Origin of the sequence: Streptomyces sp. NPDC093546 (assembly GCF_044765045.1) — a bacterium.
Taxonomy (GTDB): Bacteria; Actinomycetota; Actinomycetes; order Streptomycetales; family Streptomycetaceae; genus Streptomyces.
Genome location: NZ_JBIWJG010000005.1, coordinates 348,900 through 371,645, shown reverse-complemented (window position 1 = coordinate 371,645; position 22,746 = coordinate 348,900). Strand labels below are relative to the sequence as shown.

At 73.2% G+C, this 22,746-nt stretch carries 21 protein-coding genes and 2 tRNA genes; 5 read left to right on the top strand and 18 right to left on the bottom strand.

The genetic code is table 11. The annotated features are described in order from the left end of the window. Positions 1-44: 44 nt before the first annotated feature. Positions 45-311 (top strand): 30S ribosomal protein S20, encoded by a 267-nt coding sequence (rpsT, locus tag ACIRNI_RS14260; protein WP_355355943.1) that lies wholly within the window; start codon positions 45-47, stop codon positions 309-311. 270 nt (positions 312-581) lie between these two features. Here rpsT and holA read toward each other — a convergent pair whose 3' ends face one another. The 7 genes from holA to leuS all read right to left on the bottom strand — a co-directional run bounded on the left by holA (position 582) and on the right by leuS (position 10,267). Further along, positions 582-1,574 carry a DNA polymerase III subunit delta gene (holA, locus tag ACIRNI_RS14255; RefSeq protein WP_403551383.1) on the bottom strand — a complete coding sequence of 331 codons (993 nt, stop codon included), beginning with the start codon at positions 1,572-1,574 and terminating at the stop codon, positions 582-584. A 67-nt stretch (positions 1,575-1,641) separates the two neighbouring features. After that, on the bottom strand, positions 1,642-1,887 hold the full coding sequence (locus ACIRNI_RS14250) for a hypothetical protein (protein ID WP_355355947.1): 246 nt from the start codon (positions 1,885-1,887) through the stop codon (positions 1,642-1,644). Between the two features lie 11 nt (positions 1,888-1,898). Beyond that, positions 1,899-4,409, bottom strand: coding sequence for a ComEC/Rec2 family competence protein (locus ACIRNI_RS14245; RefSeq protein WP_403551379.1), 2,511 nt, complete (start codon positions 4,407-4,409; stop codon positions 1,899-1,901). Further along, the gene (locus ACIRNI_RS14240; protein WP_403551377.1) at positions 4,406-5,224 is read right to left on the bottom strand and encodes a helix-hairpin-helix domain-containing protein; all 819 of its coding nucleotides are present in this window, start codon (positions 5,222-5,224) and stop codon (positions 4,406-4,408) included. The genes ACIRNI_RS14245 and ACIRNI_RS14240 overlap by 4 nt, the downstream gene beginning before the upstream one ends. A gap of 351 nt (positions 5,225-5,575) precedes the next feature. Next, positions 5,576-6,421, bottom strand: a complete 846-nt coding sequence (locus tag ACIRNI_RS14235) for a DegV family protein (protein ID WP_403551375.1) — start codon at positions 6,419-6,421, stop codon at positions 5,576-5,578. Between the two features lie 66 nt (positions 6,422-6,487). Then, positions 6,488-7,237 carry a hypothetical protein gene (locus ACIRNI_RS14230; RefSeq protein WP_403551373.1) on the bottom strand — a complete coding sequence of 250 codons (750 nt, stop codon included), beginning with the start codon at positions 7,235-7,237 and terminating at the stop codon, positions 6,488-6,490. Between the two features lie 153 nt (positions 7,238-7,390). Further along, positions 7,391-10,267 carry a leucine--tRNA ligase gene (gene leuS / locus ACIRNI_RS14225; protein WP_403551371.1) on the bottom strand — a complete coding sequence of 959 codons (2,877 nt, stop codon included), beginning with the start codon at positions 10,265-10,267 and terminating at the stop codon, positions 7,391-7,393. Between the two features lie 407 nt (positions 10,268-10,674). Between leuS and ACIRNI_RS14220 the strand changes: the two genes are divergently transcribed. Then, complete coding sequence (locus ACIRNI_RS14220; protein WP_403551369.1) at positions 10,675-11,997, top strand: hypothetical protein; 1,323 nt, start codon at positions 10,675-10,677, stop codon at positions 11,995-11,997. After that, positions 11,994-13,586 carry an NADH-ubiquinone oxidoreductase-F iron-sulfur binding region domain-containing protein gene (locus tag ACIRNI_RS14215; protein ID WP_403551368.1) on the top strand — a complete coding sequence of 531 codons (1,593 nt, stop codon included), beginning with the start codon at positions 11,994-11,996 and terminating at the stop codon, positions 13,584-13,586. The genes ACIRNI_RS14220 and ACIRNI_RS14215 overlap by 4 nt, the downstream gene beginning before the upstream one ends. Before the next feature lie 52 nt (positions 13,587-13,638). Here the strand turns inward: ACIRNI_RS14215 and ACIRNI_RS14210 are convergent. Next, a tRNA-Ala gene (locus tag ACIRNI_RS14210) sits at positions 13,639-13,711 on the bottom strand. A gap of 134 nt (positions 13,712-13,845) precedes the next feature. Between ACIRNI_RS14210 and ACIRNI_RS14205 the strand changes: the two genes are divergently transcribed. Further along, positions 13,846-15,066 (top strand): glycosyltransferase 87 family protein, encoded by a 1,221-nt coding sequence (locus ACIRNI_RS14205; protein ID WP_403551366.1) that lies wholly within the window; start codon positions 13,846-13,848, stop codon positions 15,064-15,066. Here ACIRNI_RS14205 and ACIRNI_RS14200 read toward each other — a convergent pair. From ACIRNI_RS14200 to ACIRNI_RS14165, 8 genes are all read right to left on the bottom strand, one after another. After that, a complete protein-coding gene (locus ACIRNI_RS14200) occupies positions 15,045-15,278 on the bottom strand; it encodes a hypothetical protein (protein WP_026277450.1) in 234 nt (77 codons plus the stop codon). The two genes, ACIRNI_RS14205 and ACIRNI_RS14200, sit on opposite strands and share 22 nt — an antisense overlap. 3 nt (positions 15,279-15,281) lie before the next feature. Continuing rightward, complete coding sequence (locus ACIRNI_RS14195; RefSeq protein ID WP_355355963.1) at positions 15,282-15,449, bottom strand: hypothetical protein; 168 nt, start codon at positions 15,447-15,449, stop codon at positions 15,282-15,284. Positions 15,450-15,667: 218 nt separating this feature from the next. After that, positions 15,668-15,740, bottom strand: a tRNA-Ala gene (locus ACIRNI_RS14190). A gap of 107 nt (positions 15,741-15,847) precedes the next feature. After that, entirely contained in the window at positions 15,848-16,501 is a 654-nt protein-coding gene (locus ACIRNI_RS14185; RefSeq protein ID WP_403551624.1) for a histidine phosphatase family protein, read from the bottom strand. Then, positions 16,498-16,935 (bottom strand): ribosome silencing factor, encoded by a 438-nt coding sequence (gene rsfS, locus ACIRNI_RS14180; RefSeq protein WP_403551364.1) that lies wholly within the window; start codon positions 16,933-16,935, stop codon positions 16,498-16,500. The genes ACIRNI_RS14185 and rsfS overlap by 4 nt, the downstream gene beginning before the upstream one ends. A gap of 82 nt (positions 16,936-17,017) precedes the next feature. After that, positions 17,018-18,727, bottom strand: a complete 1,710-nt coding sequence (locus ACIRNI_RS14175) for an LCP family protein (RefSeq protein ID WP_403551362.1) — start codon at positions 18,725-18,727, stop codon at positions 17,018-17,020. Between the two features lie 19 nt (positions 18,728-18,746). After that, positions 18,747-19,367, bottom strand: coding sequence for a nicotinate-nucleotide adenylyltransferase (gene nadD, locus ACIRNI_RS14170; protein WP_403551360.1), 621 nt, complete (start codon positions 19,365-19,367; stop codon positions 18,747-18,749). Positions 19,368-19,419: 52 nt separating this feature from the next. Further along, positions 19,420-19,581, bottom strand: a complete 162-nt coding sequence (locus ACIRNI_RS14165) for a hypothetical protein (protein ID WP_355355970.1) — start codon at positions 19,579-19,581, stop codon at positions 19,420-19,422. 238 nt (positions 19,582-19,819) lie between these two features. Between ACIRNI_RS14165 and ACIRNI_RS14160 the strand changes: the two genes are divergently transcribed. After that, on the top strand, positions 19,820-20,938 hold the full coding sequence (locus tag ACIRNI_RS14160; protein WP_403551358.1) for a M48 family metallopeptidase: 1,119 nt from the start codon (positions 19,820-19,822) through the stop codon (positions 20,936-20,938). A gap of 35 nt (positions 20,939-20,973) precedes the next feature. Here ACIRNI_RS14160 and ACIRNI_RS14155 read toward each other — a convergent pair whose 3' ends face one another. Beyond that, on the bottom strand, positions 20,974-22,047 hold the full coding sequence (locus tag ACIRNI_RS14155; protein ID WP_403551357.1) for a hypothetical protein: 1,074 nt from the start codon (positions 22,045-22,047) through the stop codon (positions 20,974-20,976). Positions 22,048-22,111: 64 nt separating this feature from the next. After that, positions 22,112-22,687 carry a hypothetical protein gene (locus ACIRNI_RS14150; RefSeq protein ID WP_403551355.1) on the bottom strand — a complete coding sequence of 192 codons (576 nt, stop codon included), beginning with the start codon at positions 22,685-22,687 and terminating at the stop codon, positions 22,112-22,114. Positions 22,688-22,746 lie beyond the last annotated feature (59 nt).

Genomic DNA, 22,746 nt, shown 5'->3' with positions numbered 1-22,746 from the left:
GGCACACCTCTAAGAAATCCTTACGAACCTGCAAAGGCTCTTTCGTGGCGAACATCAAGTCCCAGATCAAGCGGAACAAGACCAACGAGAAGGCGCGCCTGCGCAACAAGGCCGTCAAGTCGTCGCTCAAGACCGCGATCCGCAAGGCCCGTGAGGCTGCCGCCGCGGGCGACGTCGAGAAGGCCACCGTGGCCGCTCGCGAGGCCGCCCGCAAGCTGGACAAGGCCGTCTCCAAGGGTGTCATCCACAAGAACGCCGCCGCCAACAAGAAGTCGGCGCTGGCTGCCAAGGTTGCCTCCCTCCAGGGCTGAACTCTCTGCTCTTGATTCCATCTGATCCCACGGGATCAGCCGCCGGAAGGGACCCAAGCGGGCCCTCTCATCCGCTCCCGACCGGCACCCCGGGACCGTACGCGGCCTGCGTTCGCCACGCGGGTACGGCCCCAGCATCGTGATCCGAAGGCCCCGGCCTCGGTCCTTCCCCAGGACCGCGGCCGGGGCCTTCGGCGTACCAGGGGGCGCGGGGGTCGGCCCGTCGGCGTGCCGGCGTCGGTGGCCGCTGGGCTCCGCCGGAGCCCAGCCTCAGCCTCGGCGGGAGCGGGCCGCGCGGGCGATCGTGACGACCGCTTTCTCAAGGGCGTACTCCGGATCGTCCCCACCGCCCTTGACCCCGGCGTCCGCCTCCGCGATCGCCCGCAGCGCCACGGCCACGCCGTCCGGCGTCCAGCCGCGCATCTGCTGCCGCACGCGGTCGATCTTCCACGGCGGCATGCCGAGCTCGCGGGCGAGGTCGGCGGGCCGGCCGCCCCGCGCCGAGGACAGCTTGCCGATGGCGCGCACGCCCTGGGCCAGCGCGCTGGTGATGAGCACGGGTGCGACGCCCGTCGCGAGCGACCAGCGCAGGGCCTCCAGGGCCTCGGCCGCCCGGCCCTCCACCGCCCGGTCGGCGACGTTGAAGCTGGAGGCCTCCGCACGGCCGGTGTAGTACCGCCCGACGACCGCCTCGTCGATCGTGCCCTCGACGTCCGCGGTGAGCTGCGAGACCGCGGAGGCGAGCTCCCGCAGGTCGCTGCCAATCGCGTCGACGAGCGCCTGGCACGCCTCGGGCGTCGCCGACCTGCCCAGCGCGCGGAACTCGCCGCGTACGAACGTCAGGCGCTCCGCGGGCTTGGTGGTCTTCGGGCAGGCGACCTCGCGCGCCCCCGCCTTGCGCGCCGCGTCGAGCAGGCCCTTGCCCTTGGCGCCGCCGGCGTGGACCAGCACGAGGGTGATGTCCTCCTCGACGGGCGCCCCGAGATAGGCCTTGACGTCCTTGACCGACTCGGCGGAGAGGTCGTGCGCGTTCCGCACGATCAGCACCTTGCGCTCCGCGAAGAGCGACGGACTCGTCAGCTCGGCGAGCATGCCCGGCTGGAGCTGGTCGGCGGCGAGGTCGCGGACGTCCGTGTCGGCGTCGGCGGCGCGGGCGGCCGCCACCACCTGCTGCACCGCGCGGTCCAGGAGCAGCTCCTCCTGGCCCACGGCGAGGGTGACGGGGGCGAGGGGATCGTCGGTCGTGTTCTTTCTGGTGGCCATCGCGAACCAGCATCGCACGCGCCACCGACAACCCGTCTCCGCCCGGCCACCTCACGCAAAAGCCGATCTACGGCTCCTCGCGCCAGCCGTCCCACTCCGCCGCGAACGCGTCCAGCTCGGCCGCCGGGAACCGCCCGTCCGGGTCCTCGACGACCACCAGCCACTGCGCGTCCTCAGCGTCGTCCTCGCCGGCCAGGGCGTCCCGCACCAACTGCGGCTCCTCGTCGAGTCCGAACCGGTCGCCGAGCGCCTCGGCCGCCTCCTCCGCGGCATCCCGGTCGGGCAGCACCAGCACATGTCTCACATCGTTCACGGGACCATTGTTCAATGCCGGTTCCGGGCCGTGGCCCGCAGGTCCCGCCCTGTGCCGGTGACCGCGATCGGGCCGTCCCGGTCGGTGCGCAGCACCACCGCTCCCCCGTCCCGCAGGGCGGCGACCGTACGCGGTGAGGGATGGCCGTAGTCGTTGTCCCGGCCGGCCGACACCAGGGCGAGCCGGGGCCGGACGCGGTCCAGCAGGCGTGGCTCCTGCCGGGACGAGCCATGGTGGGCCACCTTGAGCACGTCGACCGGCGGCAGGTCGGGGTGGGCCCGCAACAGGCCCCGCTGCGCGGGCGGTTCCAGGTCGCCGAGGAGCAGCAGGGTCACCCCGGAACCCCGGGCCCCGGTGCGGACGAGCAGCGTCACGCTGGCATCGTTCGGCTCCCCGGGGTCCGGTCCCGGGAAGGCGCCCGGCCACAGCACGCGCCACTCCAGGGCGCCGGTCCGGCGCCGCTCCCCCGGGGCCGCCGGTATGACGGGCACCCCGGCGGCGCCGGCCGTCCGGTACACGAACGCGGCTTGGCCCGCGGGTTCCCGGAGGACCGTCGTCTGTACGGCGCCGACCTCGCGGCCCCGCAGCACCCCGGGGAGTCCGGCGACATGGTCGGCGTGGAAGTGGGTGAGCACCACGAGCGGTACCCGGCTCACGCCCAGGTCGCTCAGGCACCGGTCGACGGGCCGCGGGTCGGGTCCCGCGTCCACGACCACGGCCGCGCCCGGACCCGCCGCGAGGACCGTCGCGTCGCCTTGCCCCACGTCGCACATCGCGTAGAGCCAGCCCGGCGGCGGCCATCCGGTGACGAGCCGGGTCAGCGGGGGCGGCCGCACGACCGCGAGCAGCAGCATCGCGGCGCAGGCGGCGGCCACGGGTGAGCGGTGCGGAATCCGCCGGGCCAGCAGCAGGGCCGCTCCGGTGGCGGCGGCGAGCAGCAGTCCGCCCCGCCAGCCGCCCGGCCAGCCGGCCTCCGCGCCGGGCAGCGCGGCCCCGGCGCGGGCGACGGAGGCGATCCACCCGGCCGGCCACCCCGCGCACTCGGCGAGCAGCCGGGCCAAAGGCATCGTCACGGGCGCCGCGGCGAGCGCGGCGAAGCCGAGGACGGTCGCCGGGGCCACGGCGATCTCGGCGAGGAGGTTGCAGGGGATCGCCACCAGGCTGACCCGGGCCGCGAAGACCGCCACCACGGGCGCGCACACGGCCTGGGCCGCCGCGGTCGCGGCGAGCGCCTCCGCGATCCTCGGCGGCACGCGGCGCCGCCGCAGCTCCGAGCTCCACCGCGGGGCGAGGGTGAGCAGCGCCCCGGTCGCCAGCACGGAGAGCAGGAAGCCGTAACTGCGCGCCAGCCACGGGTCGTACAGCACCAGCAGCAGCACGGCGGCGGCCAGCGCGGGGATGAGGGATCTGCGGCGCCCGGTCCCGATGGCGAGCAGCGTGATCAGTCCGCAGGCGGCGGCGCGCAGCACGCTCGGGTCGGGCCGGCAGACCACGACGAAGGCGAGCGTGAGCATCCCGCCGATGAGCGCGGTCGCCCGCAACCCGAGCCCCAGCCGGGGCGCCAGCCCGCCGCGCTCCGCGCGCAGCGCCGAGCCCGGCCTGCCGATGAGCAGCAGCAGCGCGACGCTGAGGTTGCTGCCGGACACGGCGAGCAGATGGGTGAGGTCGGTCGCCCGGAACGCGTCGTACAGCTCGGGCGGGATGCGGGAGGTGTCCCCGACGACCAGTCCGGGCAGCAGCGCGCGGGCGTCGGGCGCCAGCCCGTCCGTCGCCGTGCGCAGCCCCGCGCGCAGCTTCCCGGCGGTGCGCTGGAGCGCGCTCGGCGGTCCGGTCACGCGCGGCGGCCCTGTGCCGACGCGGACGACGGCCGCGAACCGGTCCGCCGTGCGCCACGGCGGGGCCAGCCGCGCGGCCACGCGTGCCGTGGTGGAGGGCAGCAGCCGCTGCCACCCGGCTTCGAGGGGCGCGATCAGCAGCACGGGCGTACGGATCCTGGTGACGCCCCCGCCGGTCACCGCGACGCGGGTCGCCTCGCCGTCCAGGACGACCCAGCGCGTGCCGGCCGGGCCGCCGTCGTGCCGTACCGGGCGGGGGTCGGAGGTGACCGTGACGTCGAGGGTGACGCGCGCGTACTCCCGCGCGAGTCCCGGCAGTGGCCCCCGCCGCAGATCGGCCCCGTGGAACCCGGCCGATGCCGCGCCGGCGGCGCCGCACAGCAGGACGGCGGCGCACGCGGTGACGTTCGCCCGCCACCGCCCGCCGTGCGACCGGCGGGTGGGCCGCAGCCGACGTACCGTCACGGTCGCGAGCAGCCCCAGCGCCGCCGCGACACCGACGGCCACGCCCGTGAGGGTCCACCACCCCGGCGCACCGACCGCGAGGGCGGCAGCCAGCCACGCGGCCAGGGCCGGGGGCACGAGCCGCAGGTCGGCAGGCTCCTCCTGGCGCGGGTCGGCGGCCCCGAGCGGGTGCCCGGAGGCGGCGTGGACCGGTGCACGGGCCGGGGCGGTCGCGCGCGTCATGGCCGTACCAGGGGCTGGAGGTCCGCGAACCGGCGGTCGCCGATCCCGTTGACCTCGCGGAGCTCACCGACCGACCGGAAGCCCCCGTGCCGGGCGCGATAGTCGACGATGTGCCGGGCCAGTACGGGCCCGACACCGGGCAGCGCGTCCAGCTGTTCGACGGTGGCGGTGTTGAGGCTGAGGGGCCCCGCGCCCGCCGCACCCGCTTGACCGGCGGTGCCGGCGGGGCCGCCGAGACCCGCGGGGCCCGGCCCGGGTGCCGAACCGGGTGCCGGGGTGATTCCCACGAGCACCTGCTCGCCGTCCATCAGCACGCGCGCCCGGTTGAGTCCGGAGACGTCCGTGCCCGGCCGGACACCGCCCGCCGCGTGCAGCGCGTCGGCGACCCGCGACCCGGCGGGCAGCCGGAGCACGCCGGGCCGGCGCACCTTCCCGCTCACATCGACGATCACGGGCGGGGACGACGCCGTCGGCGTCGGCGGACCGGTCGCTCCCGGCGTCGCGGCGGCCGCCGGTTCCGCCGCCCCGACGACCTCGGGAGCGCGCACGGCCTCGGGCCGTCCGAGCCAGAAGTACCGCCCGGCCACGAGCGCCGCCACGACCAGGACCACCGCGAGCGCGGCGAGCGCCCTGGGCTCCACCCCGCACCGCAGTTGCAGCCACAGCGGTAACCGGTCCCGCAGCGCCGGCCACCACCGCTCACGGTGTCCCCGCCGCTCCGCGCCCGGCGGTTCCGCTGACGGGGCCTCCGGGGGCGGGGGCATCGCGTACGCCGCCGCGCCGTCGAAGAGCGCGTCCGCACGCCGGCGCGGCACCGCGTCCGTATGCCCGCCGCGGACCCGCCGCCGTACCCGACCGCGGGGACGAGCGCGGGCACGGGAGCGGGCACGGGTCCGCCCGTCGGATCCCGGCAACCGCCCGGGCCCGCTCGTCGCCGGCGCCGAGAACGGCGGCGAGAGGGGTGTCGAGAGTGGTGCCGACGCCGGAGCCGACGACACCGGTGCCGACACCGCTGCAGAGTTCGTCACTGTGCGTGTTCGGTTCGCCATGGCGCACACGGTACGCACATACGCCCGAACCCGCCGAGCAGCCTCAAAATTGGTGGATAACCCAGGAGTTGTGGAAAAACCGGCCACCCGAACGAGCGATGGCCGCGGCCGCCCCCGTCACCAGGACGAGACGACCACGCCCAGCAGCCCCGGCCCGGTGTGCGCTCCGATCACCGCGCCCACCTCGCTGACGTGCAGCTCGGCGAGGTCGGGGACGCGCCGGCGCAGCCGGTCCGCCAGCGCGGCGGCCCGCTCCGGGGCCGCCAGGTGGTGCACGGCGATGTCCACCCGGCTCGCGCCCGCCCGGTCGGCGGCGATCTCCTCCAGCCTGGCGATGGCCTTCGACGCCGTGCGCACCTTCTCGCGCAGCTCGATCCGGCCGCCCTCCAGCTCCAGCAGCGGCTTGACGGCGAGCGCCGAGCCCAGCAACGCCTGGGCCGCGCCGATGCGGCCGCCCCGGCGCAGGTAGTCGAGGGTGTCGACGTAGAAGTAGGCGGAGGTCCCGGCGGCCCGCTTCTCGGCGGCCGCGACGGCGTCGTCCAGCGTGCCGCCCGCCTCCGCCGCCTCGGCGGCGGCCAGGGCGCAGAAACCGAGCGCCATGGCGACCATGCCGGTGTCGACCACCCGCACCGGCACCGGCGCGTCCTTCGCGGCCAGCCCGGCCGCGTCGTACGTGCCCGAGAACTCGGCCGACAGGTGCAGCGACACGATCCCGTCGGCGCCGCGCTCGGCGGCCGCCCGGTACGCCGCCGCGAACGTCTCGGGGCTCGGGCGTGACGTGGTCACGGAGCGCCGTTTCTGCAGGGCGAGGGCGAGGGAGCGGGCCGAGATCTCGGTGCCCTCCTCGAGGGCCTGGTCGCCGAGCACGACGGTCAGCGGCACCGCGGTGATGCCGTGCCGCTCCATCGTCTGCGGCGGCAGGTAGGCCGTGGAATCGGTGACGATAGCGACATGGCGGGACATGAGCGGGAGGTTACCCGCAGGCGGCACCGCACGGCAGTCCGCCCCCGCCGCCGTGCTCGGTTCGGGTCAGTTCGTGGTCTCGGGCCGGGTCGTCTTCTGCCATGAATAGACGTGCGACTGCCGGGGGTCGGGCGCCGTGATCGCCGGCCGCTCGCCCTGCGCCGACGCGGCGCCGCGGTCCGCCTGCGCCTCCGCCTCGGCCTCCGTCGGCCAACCCTGCTCCGCCCGCCCCGCCGACGAGTCCGATGAGGTCGACGAGGAGGCCGACGGCTCGGCCGACCAGTGCCGCAGCGCGCCCGCCTCGATGTCGATCTGGGCGCTCAGCGTCTCCAGCTCGTCGTCCGCGAACCTCCGTGCCCGGTCCCGGGCCGCCCACCGCAGGGAGTCCGCCGAGTGCGTGATCCGCTGCGTACGCTCCCGCAGGCCCGGCAGCTGCTCGGCGACCCTCGCCCGGTCCGGGTCCCGCTCCATGCGCCGCAGGTCGTCGTCCAGCTCGTGCCCGTGCGCGCTGAGCCGGCGGAACAGCTCCAGCGACTCCTTGAGCGAGGCGTCCTCGCGCGCGCCCGCCTCGAGCGCCTCCTGGGTGGCCCGCATCGAGGTGCGCAGCGACAGCCGCAGCTGCGCCAGCTCGGCCACGACGCCGCCCGGTCCGTAGCTCTTGGCGCGCAGGGTGGTGTCCTCCACGGTGCGCCGCGCCTGGGTGAGCGTGCGGTCGACGCCGCGTTTGACGCCCTTGACCACCTTGACGGTCACGTACACGCCCAGCGCGACGAAGGCGACGAAGAGCAGCGCCAGGATCAGGATCGCGGCTTCCATGAAGTCCCCTTGGTGTCGGTGCCGGACGCTCGCGCCCGTGGTTCCTCCACGGTAAACGGAAGAAGCAGGTCGGGGGTTCCATCGAAACCCCCAACCTGCCCGTAAGGGAATCCCTCAGGCGCCGTGCCCGGGATCGCCCTCAGGCCGGGACGGCTACGCCGGGACGATGTTCACCAGCTTCGGCGCCCGCGCGATCACCTTGCGGATGTCCGCGCCGCCCAGCGCCGCGACGACCGCCGGGTCGGCCAGGGCCAGCGCCTCCAGCTCGGCGTCCGTGATGGACGGGGAGACCTCCAGCCGCGCCTTGACCTTGCCCTTGATCTGGACCACGCAGGTCACGGTCTCGTCCACGACGTACGCCGGGTCGGCCACCGGGAAGTCCTGGTGCACCACGGAGTCGGTGTGGCCCAGCCGGTGCCACAGCTCCTCGGCGATGTGCGGCGCCAGCGGCGCGATCAGCAGCACCAGCCGCTCGGCGACGGAACGCGACACCGGGGTGCCCGACTTGGTCAGGTGGTTGTTCAGCTCGGTGACCTTGGCGATCGCCGTGTTGAACCGCATCGCGGCCATGTCCTGGGACACACCGTCGATCGCCTTGTGCAGGGCGCGCAGCGTGTCCTCGTCGGGCTCGGCGTCGACGACGGTGACCTCGCCGGTCGCCTCGTCCACGATGTTGCGCCACAGCCGCTGCAGCAGCCGGTACTGGCCCACCACCGCGCGCGTGTCCCAGGGGCGGGAGACGTCCAGCGGGCCCATGGCCATCTCGTACAGACGCAGGGTGTCGGCGCCGTACTCGGCGCAGATCTCGTCCGGAGTGACGGCGTTCTTCAGTGACTTGCCCATCTTGCCCAGGACGCGGCTGACCTTCTCGCCCTGGTACCAGAAGGCGCCGTCCCGCTCCTCGACCTCGGCGGCCGGCACGGCGATGCCGCGCGCGTCCCGGTAGACGAAGGCCTGGATCATGCCCTGGTTGTACAGCTTGTGGAAGGGCTCGGCCGACGAGACGTGGCCCAGGTCGTACAGCACCTTGGACCAGAACCGCGCGTACAGCAGGTGCAGTACGGCGTGCTCGGCGCCGCCCACGTACAGGTCGACGCCGCCGTGCGGCTGACCCTCGCGGGGCCCCATCCAGTACTGCTCGATCGCCGGGTCGACCAGCGCGGAGTCGTTGTGCGGGTCCAGGTAGCGCAGCTCGTACCAGCAGGAACCGGCCCAGTTGGGCATGGTGTTGGTCTCGCGCCGGTACTTCTTCGGGCCGTCGCCCAGGTCCAGGGTGACGTTGACCCAGTCCTCGTTGCGCGACAGCGGCGTCTCGGGCTGGGTGTCGGCGTCGTCCGGGTCGAAGGTGCGCGGCGAGTAGTCCTCGACCTCGGGCAGCTCCAGCGGCAGCATCGACTCGGGCAGCGCGTGGGCCACGCCGTCCTCGTCGTAGACGATCGGGAAGGGCTCGCCCCAGTACCGCTGGCGGCTGAACAGCCAGTCGCGCAGCCGGAAGTTGACGGTGCCTTCGCCGATGCCCTTCTCGGACAGCCACTCGGTGATGCGGGCCTTGGCCTCGACGACGCCCAGGCCGTCCAGCGAGACGTCGGCGTTCGACGAGTTGACGATCTTCGCGTCGTAGGAGTCGAAGGCGTCGTCCCACGTGGAGGGGTCGGTGCCGCGCTCGTCGGAGGGCTGGACGACACAGCGCATGGGCAGGTCGAAGGCGCGCGCGAAGGCGAAGTCACGGCTGTCGTGCGCCGGGACGGCCATGATGGCGCCGGTTCCGTAGCCCATCAGGACGTAGTCGGCGATGAAGACGGGAACCCGCTCGCCGCTGACCGGGTTGGTGGCGTACGCGCCGGTGAAGACGCCGGTCTTCTCCTTGGCCTCGGCCTGGCGCTCGACGTCCGACTTGGCGGCGGCCTGCTTGCGGTAGGCGTCGACGGCCAGAGCCGGGGTCGCGTGACCGCCCGTCCACAGGGCGTGGGTGCCCGCGGGCCACGCGTCCGGGACGATCTTGCCGACCAGCTCGTGCTCGGGCGCCAGCACCATGTAGGTGGCCCCGAACAGGGTGTCCGGGCGGGTGGTGAAGACGGTGATGGCGTCCTCGCCGACCGCGAAGTCGACGCGTGCGCCCTCGGAGCGGCCGATCCAGTTGCGCTGCTGCAGCTTGATGGCCTCGGGCCAGTCCAGCGCGTCCAGGTCGTCCAGCAGCCGGTCGGCGTAGGCGGTGATGCGCATGTTCCACTGGCGCAGCTTCGCCTTGAAGACGGGGTAGTTGCCGCGCTCGGAGCGGCCGTCGGCCGTCACCTCTTCATTGGCCAGGACGGTGCCCAGGCCGGGGCACCAGTTGACCGGCGCGTCGGAGGCGTACGCCAGCCGGTAGCCGCTCAGGACGTCGGCGCGCTCGGCGGCGGTCAGCTCGCTCCACGCGCGCGTGGAGCCCGGGGTGCCCGGTACGGCGCGCTCGCCGCTCTCGAACTGGGCGACCAGGTCGGCGATCGGACGGGCCTTCTTCGCCTCCTCGTCGTACCAGGAGTTGAAGATCTGCAGGAAGATCCACTGGGTCCACTTGTAGTAGTCCGGGTCGATCGTCGCGAACGACCGGCGCTTGTCGTGGCCCAGGCCCAGCCGGCGCAGCTGGACCTTCATGTTCTCGATGTTCGCCTCGGTCGACACGCGCGGGTGGGTGCCGGTCTGGACGGCGTACTGCTCGGCGGGCAGGCCGAAGGCGTCGAAGCCCAGCGTGTGCAGGACGTTGTGGCCGGTCATGCGCTGGTGGCGGGCGTAGACGTCGGTGGCGATGTATCCCAGGGGGTGCCCGACGTGCAGGCCCGCGCCCGAGGGGTACGGGAACATGTCCATGATGAACTTCTTGGGGCGGGCGACGACGGCCTGGTCACCGGCCAGGTCCCCGCTCGGGTTCGGCGCCTCGTACGTGCCCTCGGCGTCCCAGAAGTCCTGCCAGCGTGCCTCGATGTCGGCGGCCATGGCCGCCGTGTAACGATGCGGGGCTGCTGCCTCGGCAGCAGAATTCGTCTCGCTCATGATCCTTAAAGCTCCATCGATCGTCTCTGCCACGAAATGAAAAATCCCCTCGCACAGGAGGGGACGCCGCGCCGATTCCGACCGGATTCATCAACCGTCGGGACTGATCAGCGCGGCTCGCTAAGCAGAAGGCGTACGGCACGCATGGCGCCAGGGTACCGCAGGGCCCGGACGGGCCGCACCGAGGTTCCGCCGTGTGGGCGCGTGCCGCGTGCGTGCCGGAAATACCGCGCCCCGGCCACGGGGAGCCCCTCCGGTTACTCCGCGTATCAACCCTATCCAGGGCAACCCCAGAGTCAGTTGCCGATGTTCCGAGCCATAAAGGCCCAAACCTCGTACTGGTGGGTATGCGTCGACCTAGCATGCGGCTCCGGGACCTCTTTTCCGCACCACTGGAGTCGCTCCCCATGAACCCTCATCGCAAGATCCGCTCATCACCGCCCACGCTGAAGGGCGGCATGAGCCGGCCGGTGCAGGGCGGGTTGTCCGTGGCGGCCGTGGTGCTCATACCCCTGCTGGCGGTGGGCGGGAGCGACAGTTTCCGCGCCGCCCTGGACTTCACCACGGGCGTGCTGTCCCTGGTGTCGCTCACCGCGTCCGTCGCATGGGGTCTGATCGCCACCGACCGGCTGCTCCTCTCCACCCGTCACCGGCTGATCGCCCAGGCCGTCCACCGGAGCACGGCGGCCGCCTCCCTGGGCTTCCTCCTCCTGCACGCCACCGTCAAGGTCTCCCTGGGCCACACGCAGCTCATCGGGGCCCTCATCCCCTTCGGGCTCGGGTTCTCCGGCTCGGACGGGCTCATCGGCTTCGGGTCCCTGGCGGGCCTGCTGATGGTGATCGCCGCGTCGACCGGTGCCGCCCGGAGCGCCCTCGCGGGACGGGGCAGCATCGCCGCCCGCTGGCGACCGCTGCACATGCTGGCGTACCCGGCCTGGTGCGCGGCGCTGATCCACGGCCTGTACGCGGGCCGCCCGGCGGCCACCTGGGTGGTCACCCTGTACTGCCTGGCGCTCGCGGGCGTCGCCGCGGCCGTGTCCGTACGGATGCTGCCCCGGCCCGTACAGGACCGCCTGGCGGCACGCCTGCTGGCGTTGATCGGGCCGGGCGCCGCGCAGCCGGACGCGGAGCCCGCCCGGCGTGACCTGTCGGTGTCGCCGCTGCCCGGCGCGGCAGCCGCTCCCGCTCCCGCTCCCGAACCGTCCCCCTCCCCCTCCCCTTCCTTCTCGCCGTCCGGACGACCCTCCGGGCGTCACTCCGAGCGGCCCTTCGGCCGGCGTCGCCGCGCGCAGCCGCCGCGCTCCTTCGACCCGCCGTCCCCGGCTCCCGCCTACGGCCCGCTCGCCGCGGAACGGCCGGCCGCGGGGGCCGGTCTCTCCGCCGGGTACCGCGCGGTCTCCCTCGGCAACGCGAGCACCCAGGGCTTCCCCACCCAGGAGATCCCGTTCGCCGAGCGCATCCCCATGACGGAGGAGCTGCCCGTCGTCTCCGACGAGCCCGCGACCCGGCCCGGGTACTGGCCGACCCCGTCCCCTCCACCGCCCGCCCAGTCCCCCGCACCGCCCTCGTACCCGTCCCCCTCCTCCCCCTCGTACCCGTCCCCCTCCTCCGTCTCGTACCCCTCTTCCCCCTCCCCCCCGTACAGCAGCTCCACCGAGCCCGCTCCCGGCCCGTTCCAGTACCCGACGGCCGGTGAACCGTGGACCGCACCCGCAGGAGACCGCCCGTGAACACCCCGCTCCCCGACGTCCCCGAAGTCCGCGTCGTCGGCCTCCCGCACCTGACCCAGGGCTTCGACCTGGTCGAGCGGCTGGACCTGCAGATGCACCTCAAGGTGCACGGCCCGCTCGAACCGATACCCGGGGAGCGGCTGGCCCAGCTCGCCGAGGAGATCTCCCTGCGCGGCCGCGGCGGCGCGGGCTTCCCCTTCGGCAAGAAGCTGCGCGCGGTCGCCAAGGCGGCGATACGGCGCGGGGTGCGGCCCGTCGTGGTGGTGAACGGCAGCGAGGGCGAACCGGCCTGCCGCAAGGACACGGTCCTGCTCAACCGCGCCCCGCACCTCATCCTGGACGGCGCCCTGCTGGCCGCCGAGGCGCTCGGCGCGCGCACCCTGATCGTCGCCGTGACCCGCAACTCCACGGAGATCTCCATCCGGGCCGCACTGGCGGAGCGGGGCCTGTCCGACCGGCGCGGACAGCAGCTGCGCGCGCGGGTGGTGCGTACTCCGGAACGGATGGTCTCCGGCGAGGCGTCCTCCGTGATCCGCGCGGCCAGCGGCGGTCCGGCGATCCCGCCCGGCCGCCGCGAGCGGGCCGCCGAGTCCGGCGTGGGCGGCGCGCCGACGCTCCTGTCGAACGCGGAGACGTTCGCGCAGCTGGCCGTCGCGGGAAGGATCGGCGCCCGCCGCTACGGCCACACCGGCCTGGAGAGCGAGCCCGGCACGGTCATGCTGACGATCTCCGGCGCGGTCGCCCGCCCCATGGTGGTGGAGGTCCCGACGGGCGTCCCGCTGCGGTACGTCCTGGAGATGGCCGGCGCCCCTCCGCAGCCCCAGGGCGTCCTCACGGGCGGCTACCACGGCAACTGGATCGACGCCATGGCCGTGCACAACGCCGTCGTCTCGCGCGAGTCCCTGGCAGCCGTGGGCGGCTCCCTCGGGGCGGGCGCGATCCTGCCGATCGGCCCGGAGACGTGTCCGCTGGGTGAAGCGCAGCGGGTGGCGAACTGGCTGGCGGCGGAGACGGCCGGCCAGTGCGGCCCGTGCCGACTGGGCCTGCCGGCTGCGGCGGGGGGCCTGTCGGACGTGCTGAACGGCGGCGGACCGGCCGCTCTGGAGGCGCTGCGCGAGGTGACGCAGGCGGTGAAGGGCCGGGGCGTGTGCAAGCACCCCGACGGGTCGGCGCGCTTCTTCGGCTCGACGCTGTCGGCGTTCACGGACGATCTCGCCGCGCACGTGCTGCACGGCGGCTGCGGGCGTCCGACGATCGGCGTGCTGCCGCTGCCGGAACCGGGCTACCAGGAGGCCGAGGAGTCCATCCCGAGCGGCGAGAAGCTGGCCGTGGACTGGACCCTGTGCAAGGGGCACGGGCTGTGCGCGGACATCGTGCCGGAGCTGATCCGGATGGGCCGGGACGGCTACCCGGTGCTGGCGGACGCGTCGGTGCCCGTACACCTGCGCACGCGCGCGCAGCTGGCCGTACGCCGCTGCCCCGAACTGGCGCTGCGCCTGGAGCGTTCCGAGGACGAGCGCCCGGGCCGTCAGGGCCGCCCCGCGCTGCCGAGCGCGGCCCGCAAGGCCCTGGGCAGCGGGCGGGGTTGACCGGACACAGAGAAGCGGGCCATCCGGATCGGATGGCCCGCTTCTTGTCTTGTGGAGCTAAGGAGAATTGAACTCCTGACCTCCTGCATGCCATGCAGGCGCTCTACCAACTGAGCTATAGCCCCTTGCGGTGTGTCATTCGCTCGGTTTCCCTTGCGGGCTTCCCTCGCGGCGACACAGAGAACATTACACGGTCCCCCCGGTGGTTCACCAAATCCGTTTACGGCCGGGAGGGCTCCGGCCGGTAGCGTCCCCCCTCGTGACCGTGACCCTGAACATGCGCGCCCGCCTGCGGAGCCTGCCTCTCCCCGCCGCGGTGGCGGCCTGCCTGCTGTCCTTCGTGGCCTTCTGGATGGCGCAGCGCGCCGCCAACGTCACGATGCTGGACCTGTCGGTCTACCGGGCGGAGGGGGAGACCGTACTGGCGGGCGGCGACCTCTATGCGATGCGCGCCACGTCGGCGAACCTGCCGACGACGTACCCGCCCTTCGCGGCGCTGCTGTTCACGCCGCTGACGCTGCTCGGCGTGCCGGAGATGCGCACCCTGGCCACCGCGGGGAACCTGCTCCTGCTGCTGGCCCTGGTGCGGCTGTCGCTGCGCCTGGTGGGCCGGGAACGGCCGGAGACGGCGCTGTGGGCGGCCGCGGTGCTGGTGTGGTGCGAGCCGGTGTGGACGACGCTGCGGTACGGGCAGATCAACCTGCTCATCGCGGTGGCGGTGCTGTGGGACCTGACCCGGCGGGAGAACAACCGGTGGGCCGGTGTGGGCATAGGCCTGGCCACGGCCGTCAAGCTGACGCCCGGGCTCTTCGTGGTCTTCCTGCTGCTGGTGGGGGTGGCACGCGCGCGGACGCACGGCTGGGCGTGGAACACGTGGCTGCGGCAGGCGGCGACGGCGACGGGGGTGTTCGCCGTGGTGACCGTGGCGTCCGCCGTGATCCTCCCGTACGACTCGCGCCGCTTCTGGACGGAGATGATCTTCGAGACCAGCCGGGTGGGGCGCAAGGAGGAGACGGCCAACCAGTCGCTGAGCGGGGTGCTGGCCCGGCTGCTGCACACCACGGACCCCGGGCACTGGTGGCTGGCCGCCGCGGTCCTGGTGGGGGTCGCCGGCCTGGCCGTGGCGGTGCTGGCCGCGCTGCGCGGGGACCGGCCGGTGGCGGTGGTGGCGTGTGCGACGACGGCGCTGCTGGTGAGCCCGATCTCCTGGTCGCACCACTGGGTGTGGTGCGTGCCGATGCTGATCCTGCTGGCAACCCGCGTGAGTACGGCGTGGACGGCGGCCGTAGCGCTGGTCTTCGCGTCCTTCGCCCTGTGGTGGGTGCCTCACCAGCCCGCCCCCGTACGGCTGGAACTGCACCAGAACGCCGGGCAGATGCTGCTGTCCGGGCTCTACACCCTGGTGGGGCTGGGGCTGTTGACGGCCTTCGCGGTACGCCTCGGTATCGGCCGTCGCCGTCAGGCCGTGGCGAACGAGTAGAACCGCTTGAGGGTGCAGTGCTCGTCGAGCAGGCGCCCGTAGATGGGCTCCCCTTCGAGTTCCCGGTAGGTCTCGATGGGGTCGCCTTTTATGATCAGCGCCCGCGCGCACTCCTCGCACCAGTACTGGTACTCGGGGTTGACCGGGTCCATGTCGCGGACGATCGGCGTACCACTGCCGCACCAGTCGCATTTCCGCCTGTGCGCACCCATCACTCAGCTCCAGCTGTGGCCGCAGGACGTGCACACATAGGACACCCCGCCGTTGTCGCCGAGCATTTGGGCGACGTGCGAGGAGCCGCACGAGGGGCAACTGAGACCGGCGTTCGTCTGCGACGCCGCGGCGAGCCGGGCAGCCGGTTCCTCGAAACTGCTAGCGGCCATCGCGCACTCCCTCCCATCCGGACGTCGTCCCCCTCCGGCCGTCCGATTCTGCCATGGCCCCGCAAGAGGGTCAGCGGAGTCGGCGGACCGGGCCGACCGCCGCTGCACTGATCGACGCGGCGGGCTGCGCCGGGGGGCACGGGCACACGGGCTCACACGGGCGGGAAACCCGGAAACGCAGGATCCCGCCCCCTTGCGGGGACGGGATCCGGTGATTGTGGAGCTAAGGAGAATTGAACTCCTGACCTCCTGCATGCCATGCAGGCGCTCTACCAACTGAGCTATAGCCCCTCGTGTTCTTCGCGCTCCGCGCTGCGAACAAGAAGAACTTTAGCCTGCCACCTGCCGGAAAGTGAAATCCGGGTCCGTGATCGCCGTCGGGTCCGCGTCGGCCGTCGTCAGTCGTCGTCGCCGAGGACCGGTTCGGGGAGGGTTCCGGCGTTGTGCTCCAGGAGCCGCCAGCCGCGGGCCCCCTCGCCCAGAACCGACCAGCAGCAGTTGGAGAGGCCGCCGAAGCTCTCCCAGTGGCGCGCCTCCAGGCCGAGGAGCCGGCCGATGGTCGTGCGGATCGTGCCGCCGTGGCTGACCACGACGAGGGTGCCGTCCACGGGCAGCTTGTCGACGTGCTGCAGCACCACCGGAGCGGCCCGGTCGGCGACCTCTGTCTCGAGCTCGCCGCCGCCGCGCCGCACCGGCTCGCCGCGCTTCCACGCGGCGTACTGCTCGCCGTACCGCTCGATGATCTCGTCGTGGGTCAGGCCCTGCCACTCGCCCGCGTAGGTCTCGCGGAGCTCCGAGTAGTGGTTGACCTGGTGGCCCGTGATCGCGGACAGCTCGCCGGCCGTGGCCGACGCGCGCTTCAGGTCGGAGGCGATGATCGCGTCCGGCTTCAGCGCGGCGAGCAGTCTGGCGGCCCGGCGCGCCTGGGCGACGCCGGTCTCGGTGAGCTCGATGTCCGTGGAGCCCTGGAAGCGGCGCTCCAGGTTCCACGACGTCTGGCCGTGGCGCCAGAGGACTACGCGGCGGCCCCTGCCGCCCTTGGTGCCGCTCAGCTCAGCTCACCGTCCGCACCTTCGGCGCCCATGAGCCGGGCGTGCTCCTCGGCCTTGCCGCGGGTCTTCATGGCGTCCTCGGGCAGCGGCAGCTCGGGGCAGTCCTTCCACAGCCGCTCCAGGGCGTAGAAGACCCGCTCCTCGCTGTGCTGCACGTGGACGACGATGTCGACGTAGTCGAGCAGGACCCAGCGGGCCTCGCGGTCGCCCTCACGGCGGACCGGCTTGGCGCCGAGCTCCTTGTTGAGCCGCTCCTCGATCTCGTCCACGATCGACTTGACCTGGCGGTCGTTGGGCGCGGAGGCGAGCAGGAAGGCGTCGGTGATCGACAGGACGTCGCTGACGTCGTAGGCGATGATGTCGTGCGCGAGCCGGTCGGCCGCCGCCTGGGCGGCGGTCGTCACAAGCTCGATGGAACGGTCAGTGGCGGTCACAAGCAGGCTTTCGTCGGCGGTCGGGAACACCCCCAGGGTCTCACGTACCGCCGACAGCCCGGCAAACGATTAGCTCACTCGCTTACTCGTAGTCCCGGCCCAGGACGACCGTGACGTCCGCGTTCGCGGCGGTCGTGCCCTTCTCGACCGCGTCGGCGGGCAGGCCCAGGGTCTTGGCGACCTCCACGGCCCTCGCCTTCTGGGCCTCGTCACCATAGATGACCTGCGAGGACGACACGGAGTCGGCCTTGCCGCCGTCGATGACGGCGTAGCCGCCGTTGACCAGGGCGATCCGGGCGCTCTCGGCGGCGTCCTGGTCGCCCGAGGCGTTCTTGACGCCCACGCGTACGGCGGACCCCTGCGCGGGTGCGGTGACCGAGCCGCCGAGGATGTCCTTGACCACGCTCCGCGCGGCCTCCTCGCTGAGGGTGCCGTCCTGCTGGACGGGGAGGAGCGCCGTCTTGTAGTCGCCGCCCTTGGCGTGCTCGGCGAGCTTGGCGAGCGAGGCGCCCAGGTCCTTCTCGGGGAGGGACGGGTCGAGGATCTGCGCGAGCGTCTCCACGGTGACCGTGGCGGCCTTCGGATCGTCCGACATCTTGCGCAGGACGCCGTACATGACCTGGCCGAACCGCTGGAGCTGCGCCGCCTCGGCCTCGCCCGGGCCGCGGTGGGTGGCGTACGCGACGGCCATGCGCCCGTTGAGCGTCTGGTTCTCGCCCTTCGGCACCAGAGGGTCTTCGCCCTTCTTGGCGGCGGGCACCTCGGTGTCGGTGGTGAGGTCGACGCCGCCGACGAGTTCGACGAGGTTCTCCAGGTAGGGCGTGTCGAGCCGCCACGTCCCGGTGATCTCCGTGCCGAGCAGGGCGCCGATGGCCTCGCGGGTGCCGGCCGAGCCGTCTTCGTCGACGGACTTCGCGAGCGTGGTGGTGGTGCCGTCGTCGTGGGCGACGGAGAGGGCGTTCGGCAGCAGGACCGTGGTCCCCTGCTTGGTGGTGGCGTTGTCGACCAGCAGCGCGGTGGAGGTGTCGTCGCTCTTCGTGTTGTGCAGGTGGACGACGATCACGTCCCGCTTCTGCGGGCCGCCGGCGGCGGTGCCGCCCTGTTTGGCCTCCTCGTCGGCGAGGCCGGGGAGGTTGCCCGAGGCCCAGAGGTAGCCGACGCCGCCGATGAGGGCGACGGCCAGGACGACGACGAGCGCGATGATCCGGTTGCGGCCCCGGCGGCGGGCCTCCTCGCGCCGCTCGGAGCGGCTCTCGGTGAACTTGAGCCAGTCGATGACGTCTTCGGAGTCCTCGTCCGGGTCCTCGACGAAGGAGAACTGCTCGGTGCGGTACTCGCGGTCGTCATCCCCCTTGCCCTGCCGGTCGGGCGCGGGCCCGGGCGCCGCCGGCCGGCGCGGGCCGGGTACGGAGGAGCCCGCGGGCGCCGCGCGCTCCGGCTCGGGCTCCGGCTCGGGCGGGGAAACCGGCTGGTGCTGCGGCTGGGACACCGGCTGGGGCTGCTGGGGGATCCACTGCTGACCGGCGTCGTAACCGGTGCCCGCGTAGCCGTCGTACCCGTACCCCTGGGCCGCCTGGCCCTGCTGAGGAGGGTAGGCGGCGTCGTAGGACTCGTAGCCGTAGCCCTGCCCCTGCCCCTGCCCCTGCTGCTGGTACTGCTGCGGCTGCTGCTGGGCGTAGGGGTCGTACTGCTGCTGGGCCTGCTGGTACACCGGCTGCCCGTACTCGTCGTAGCCGACGATCTGCGGCTGCGGCGGGTAGTACGGGTCGTACGGGTGCTGCTGGTCGTTCACCGGTGCCCCTCTCCGTGGCTCACTTGCCGCGGTACAACTGGCGCTTGTCGATGTAGCGCACCACGCCGTCCGGCACCAGGTACCAGACCGGATCGCCCGCCGCGACCCTCGCCCGGCAGTCCGACGACGAGATGGCCAGCGCCGGCACCTCGACCAGGGTCACCCCGCCCTTGGGCAGCCCGTCGTCCGACAGGTCGTGGCCCGGGCGCGTCACCCCGATGAAGTGGGCGAGGGAGAAGAGCTCCTCGGCGTTGCGCCATCCCGGCATGATCTGGGAGAGCGCGTCCGCCCCGGTGATGAAGAAGAGGTCGGTGTCCTCATTGAGGGCACGCAGTTCCCGCAGGGTGTCGATGGTGTACGTCGGTCCCGACCGGTCGATGTCGAGGCGGCTGACCGAGAACTGAGGGTTGGACGCCGTGGCGATGACCGTCATCAGATAGCGGTCCTCCGCCGGGGACACCGTCTTGTGGGTCTTCTGCCACGGCTGTCCGGTCGGTACGAACACCACCTCGTCCAGGTGGAACCGCGCGGCCACCTCGCTGGCGGCCACCAGGTGTCCGTGATGGATCGGGTCGAACGTCCCACCCATCACGCCGAGTCGGCGTTTGCCGGGACTGGTAGGCACTTCCTGGTCTCCCATGCGTGCAGAGCCTACTGGCACGGCGGCGCACCCGGTCCCGGCGGTCCGGGGCTCAGCGGTCGCGGTTGAAACGCGTGGTGATCCACAGCAGCAGGAGGAGCGCGACGAGGGCACCGATACCGGTGAGGTACGGGCTGAGGCTTTCGTGGTTGCCGCCGTGCTCGGAGCCCTCGGCGAGCGTGACGAGGGAGGCGGCGGTGCTGGGGATGCTCATCTTCGGAAGGCCTATCCATCGGGAATCGGAGCGGAGACTTCGCGCACATCGTATGCGGGCGCTCCGGGCACGCTCACGCCGACTCAGGCGTTGTCATCTTCCGGGCCGTCCCCCGCGTCGAGTCGGCAGGTCCGAGTCGACAGTTATCCACAGGCCGCCTGCCCGAAGGCGCCAGCACCTACTCTGGGGGGCGTCAGGGGGACGAGGCGGGGCTCGTACGAAAGAGGGGGCATCATCCATGGGCGACAGCAGTGCCGGGAACGAGAACGTGCCGAGCAGGCAGCGCACGCGTTTTCCGGGCATCTCCTCGCGCGCATACGAACATCCGGCGGACCGCTCGGCGCTCGTCGCGCTGCGCAAGCTCAGCGGCTTCGACACGGTCTTCAAGGCACTGAGCGGGCTGCTGCCGGAGCGCAGCCTGCGGCTGCTCTTCCTCTCCGACTCCGTGCGGGTGAGCGACGCGCAGTTCGCGCACCTCCACGCGATGCTGCGCGACGCCTGCTACATCCTGGACCTGGAGAAGGTCCCGTCGATGTACGTCACGCAGGACCCGAAGCCCAACGCCATGTGCATCGGCCTGGACGAGCCGATCATCGTGGTCACCACCGGGCTGGTGGAGCTGCTGGACGAGGAGGAGATGCGGGCGGTCATCGGCCACGAGGTGGGTCACGCCCTGTCGGGACACTCCGTGTACCGCACGGTGCTGCTGTTCCTCACCGGCCTCGCGGTCAAGGTCGCCTGGATACCCCTGGGCAACGTCGCGATCATGGCGATCGTGACGGCGCTGCGGGAGTGGTTCCGCAAGTCGGAGCTGTCGGCGGACCGGGCCGGGCTGCTGGTCGGGCAGGACCTGCGGGCGTCGATGCGCGGCCTGATGAAGATCGCGGGCGGTAACCACCTGCACGAGATGAACGTGGACGCGTTCCTGGAGCAGGCCGAGGAGTACGAGGCCGGGGGCGACCTGCGCGACTCCGTGCTGAAGATACTGAACGTGCTGCCGCGCTCCCACCCGTTCACCACGGTGCGGGCGGCCGAGCTGAAGAAGTGGGCCGAGAGCCGCGACTACCAGCGGATCCTGGACGGGCACTACCCGCGGCGCGCGGACGACAAGGACACCTCCGTCACGGACTCCTTCCGGGAGTCGGCGTCCCACTACGCCGAGTCGGTGCGCACCAGCAAGGACCCGCTGATGAAGCTGGTCGGGGACATAGCCGGCGGCGCGGGCGACCTGGGCGGGAAGCTCCGCGACCGGTTCACCGGGGGCACGGGCGGAAACGGCGGCAACGGCGGCAACGGCGGCACCAATGGCACCGGCGGTGGCGGCAAGGCGGGCGGCGGCGAGCCGGGCGACGCCTGAGCCGGCTGCGGGCTGAGCCGGCGCTCCTGCCGGGCTCAGCGGGTCGGCTGGGCGTGAGGGGCCAAGGTGCCGCAGAGCGGGGTGGCGGCGCGGCCCCTGGCGTACGGATCGGTGACCGCGGGGCCCTCCGCGGTGGCGCGGTCGCCGGCCAGCAGCGGTCGCATCACGCCCGCCGGATCGGCCGAGCAGGACTGCGGGCCCGCCAGCACGCGGCTGCTGACCAGCTCGGTGCGGTGCATCCGGAGGTCCTCCCGGTCGAGGCGGAAGCGCAGCTCGCGCCGGACGGTGAACAGCGACGCGGCGGCCGTGTCGCCGTCCGCCCCGGCCGGGCGGAGCGCGTAGACGAGGGTGTGGTCCGTCGTCACCTCCAGGGCGTCGGACACCGCCTCGGTCACGCGTATGGTGCCGCGTGCGCGCACGGCGGTGGCCGCCAGCGCCACGTCGTCCGGGTCGAACCGCACCAGCCAGCCGGTGGCCGCGTGCCGCCCGTCGTCGGCCGGCGACTCGACGCTCCGGTCGAACTGCGCCAGCTGATCGGGGTCGAGCAGCAGCCGCACCGGCCGGACGGAGCCGCCCGTCAGGACGTCCGGGTCGAGCGCCGACCGCACGAGGTAGTCCTTCACGGTGCTGAGCGCGGCCGTCACCTGGCTCTCCGTGAAGTGGGCGGTACGCCGCGCCGGGGGCAGCGCGACGCCGGCGGCTCCGGAGTGGAACGCGGCGGCGGGGCTGCGCGCGTACAGCTCGTCGGGGTCTCCGCCCGGGACCGGGCCCTGCGGGGCCAGCGGGACGATCGTGCTGCGCAGCGGCTCGGCGGGTCGGTCGGGCAGCGGCTGGAAGGGGCGGGCGCCCGCGTAGATGGCGGCGGCGAAGGCCAGGGCTACGACCAGTACCAGGGCGAGCGCGCCGGGGCGGGAGCCGCCGCGCGGCCGCCAGGCGGGGCGGCGGCGTACGGCGTCGGTGTGCTCGGCCAGGCGCTCCCGCGCGGAGTACTCCTGGAGCCGGGCAGCGCGGACGAACGACTCGTCGAAGACGACGGATCGGTACTCGTCCTCGCCACCGCCGGGAAGCCCTTCGGGCGTCCCCTCGGGCGGGTCGCCACTGCGTGCCATACCTTCAGGGTAGGTCGGCGGGACCCCCGGTAAACGCGCCCGGCGAGGGCGTTCGGCGGCGGTTTCAGGGCGTGTGCGGCGCCGCCGGGAGCGGCGCCGGGGCGGTGTGGGCGGCAGAGGCCGGAGGGGCGGACGCGGTCGCGTTCGGCTCGTCGAAGCCGGTCGTCCCAGTCGTCCCGGTCGCCCCCGTCGTCGCCGGGGCCGGGACCTGGTTGTCGCGGCTGCCGGAGGCGCCGCGGTACACGGCCGCGAAGGCGAGGGCGACCATGCCGACGCCCATGAGCACGGCCAGGACCCAGGCGACCGGGCGGTGCCAGCGGGCGCTGGGCCGGTACGGGCGCAGGGCGCCGCCGTGCGGGCCGTACGGCTCCCGGCAGTGGCCCTGGCAGCGGTCGGCGCCGTCGCCGTACTCGCCTTCGCAGTCGCATGCGGGGGCTGCGTCGGCGTCGGCGTCCAGGGAGGCGGCACGCGCTTGGGCGGCGGCCAAGAGCCGCTCGACGGCGGTCGGTTCGTGGAACGCGGCGGCCCGTACGAAGTCCTCGTCGAACACCACGGAGGCGAAGTCCTGGTCCGCGCCCCCGCGGTCGTCGTCGGGCTCCCAGCCGTCCGGGAACGGCTTGCCCCCCACGTCGTCCGGCACCCCTTCAGGGTAGTCGTGGGAGGGGGGTTTGGGCAGGGAGAGTGCGAAATCTCCCTGCC

Bases quoted from the DNA above. Each gene is read 5' to 3' on its own strand.
- ACIRNI_RS14195 (WP_355355963.1), bottom strand. From the start codon at position 15,449: ATGGCCGCTAGCAGTTTCGAGGAACCGGCTGCCCGGCTCGCCGCGGCG.
- nadD (WP_403551360.1), bottom strand. From the start codon at position 19,367: ATGGGAGACCAGGAAGTGCCTACCAGTCCCGGCAAACGCCGACTCGGC.
- leuS (WP_403551371.1), bottom strand. From the start codon at position 10,267: ATGAGCGAGACGAATTCTGCTGCCGAGGCAGCAGCCCCGCATCGTTAC.
- holA (WP_403551383.1), bottom strand. From the start codon at position 1,574: ATGGCCACCAGAAAGAACACGACCGACGATCCCCTCGCCCCCGTCACC.
- ACIRNI_RS14165 (WP_355355970.1), bottom strand. From the start codon at position 19,581: ATGAGCATCCCCAGCACCGCCGCCTCCCTCGTCACGCTCGCCGAGGGC.
- ACIRNI_RS14155 (WP_403551357.1), bottom strand. From the start codon at position 22,047: ATGGCACGCAGTGGCGACCCGCCCGAGGGGACGCCCGAAGGGCTTCCC.
- ACIRNI_RS14235 (WP_403551375.1), bottom strand. From the start codon at position 6,421: ATGTCCCGCCATGTCGCTATCGTCACCGATTCCACGGCCTACCTGCCG.
- ACIRNI_RS14220 (WP_403551369.1), top strand. From the start codon at position 10,675: ATGAACCCTCATCGCAAGATCCGCTCATCACCGCCCACGCTGAAGGGC.
- ACIRNI_RS14160 (WP_403551358.1), top strand. From the start codon at position 19,820: ATGGGCGACAGCAGTGCCGGGAACGAGAACGTGCCGAGCAGGCAGCGC.
- ACIRNI_RS14200 (WP_026277450.1), bottom strand. From the start codon at position 15,278: ATGGGTGCGCACAGGCGGAAATGCGACTGGTGCGGCAGTGGTACGCCG.
- ACIRNI_RS14230 (WP_403551373.1), bottom strand. From the start codon at position 7,237: ATGGAAGCCGCGATCCTGATCCTGGCGCTGCTCTTCGTCGCCTTCGTC.
- ACIRNI_RS14245 (WP_403551379.1), bottom strand. From the start codon at position 4,409: ATGACGCGCGCGACCGCCCCGGCCCGTGCACCGGTCCACGCCGCCTCC.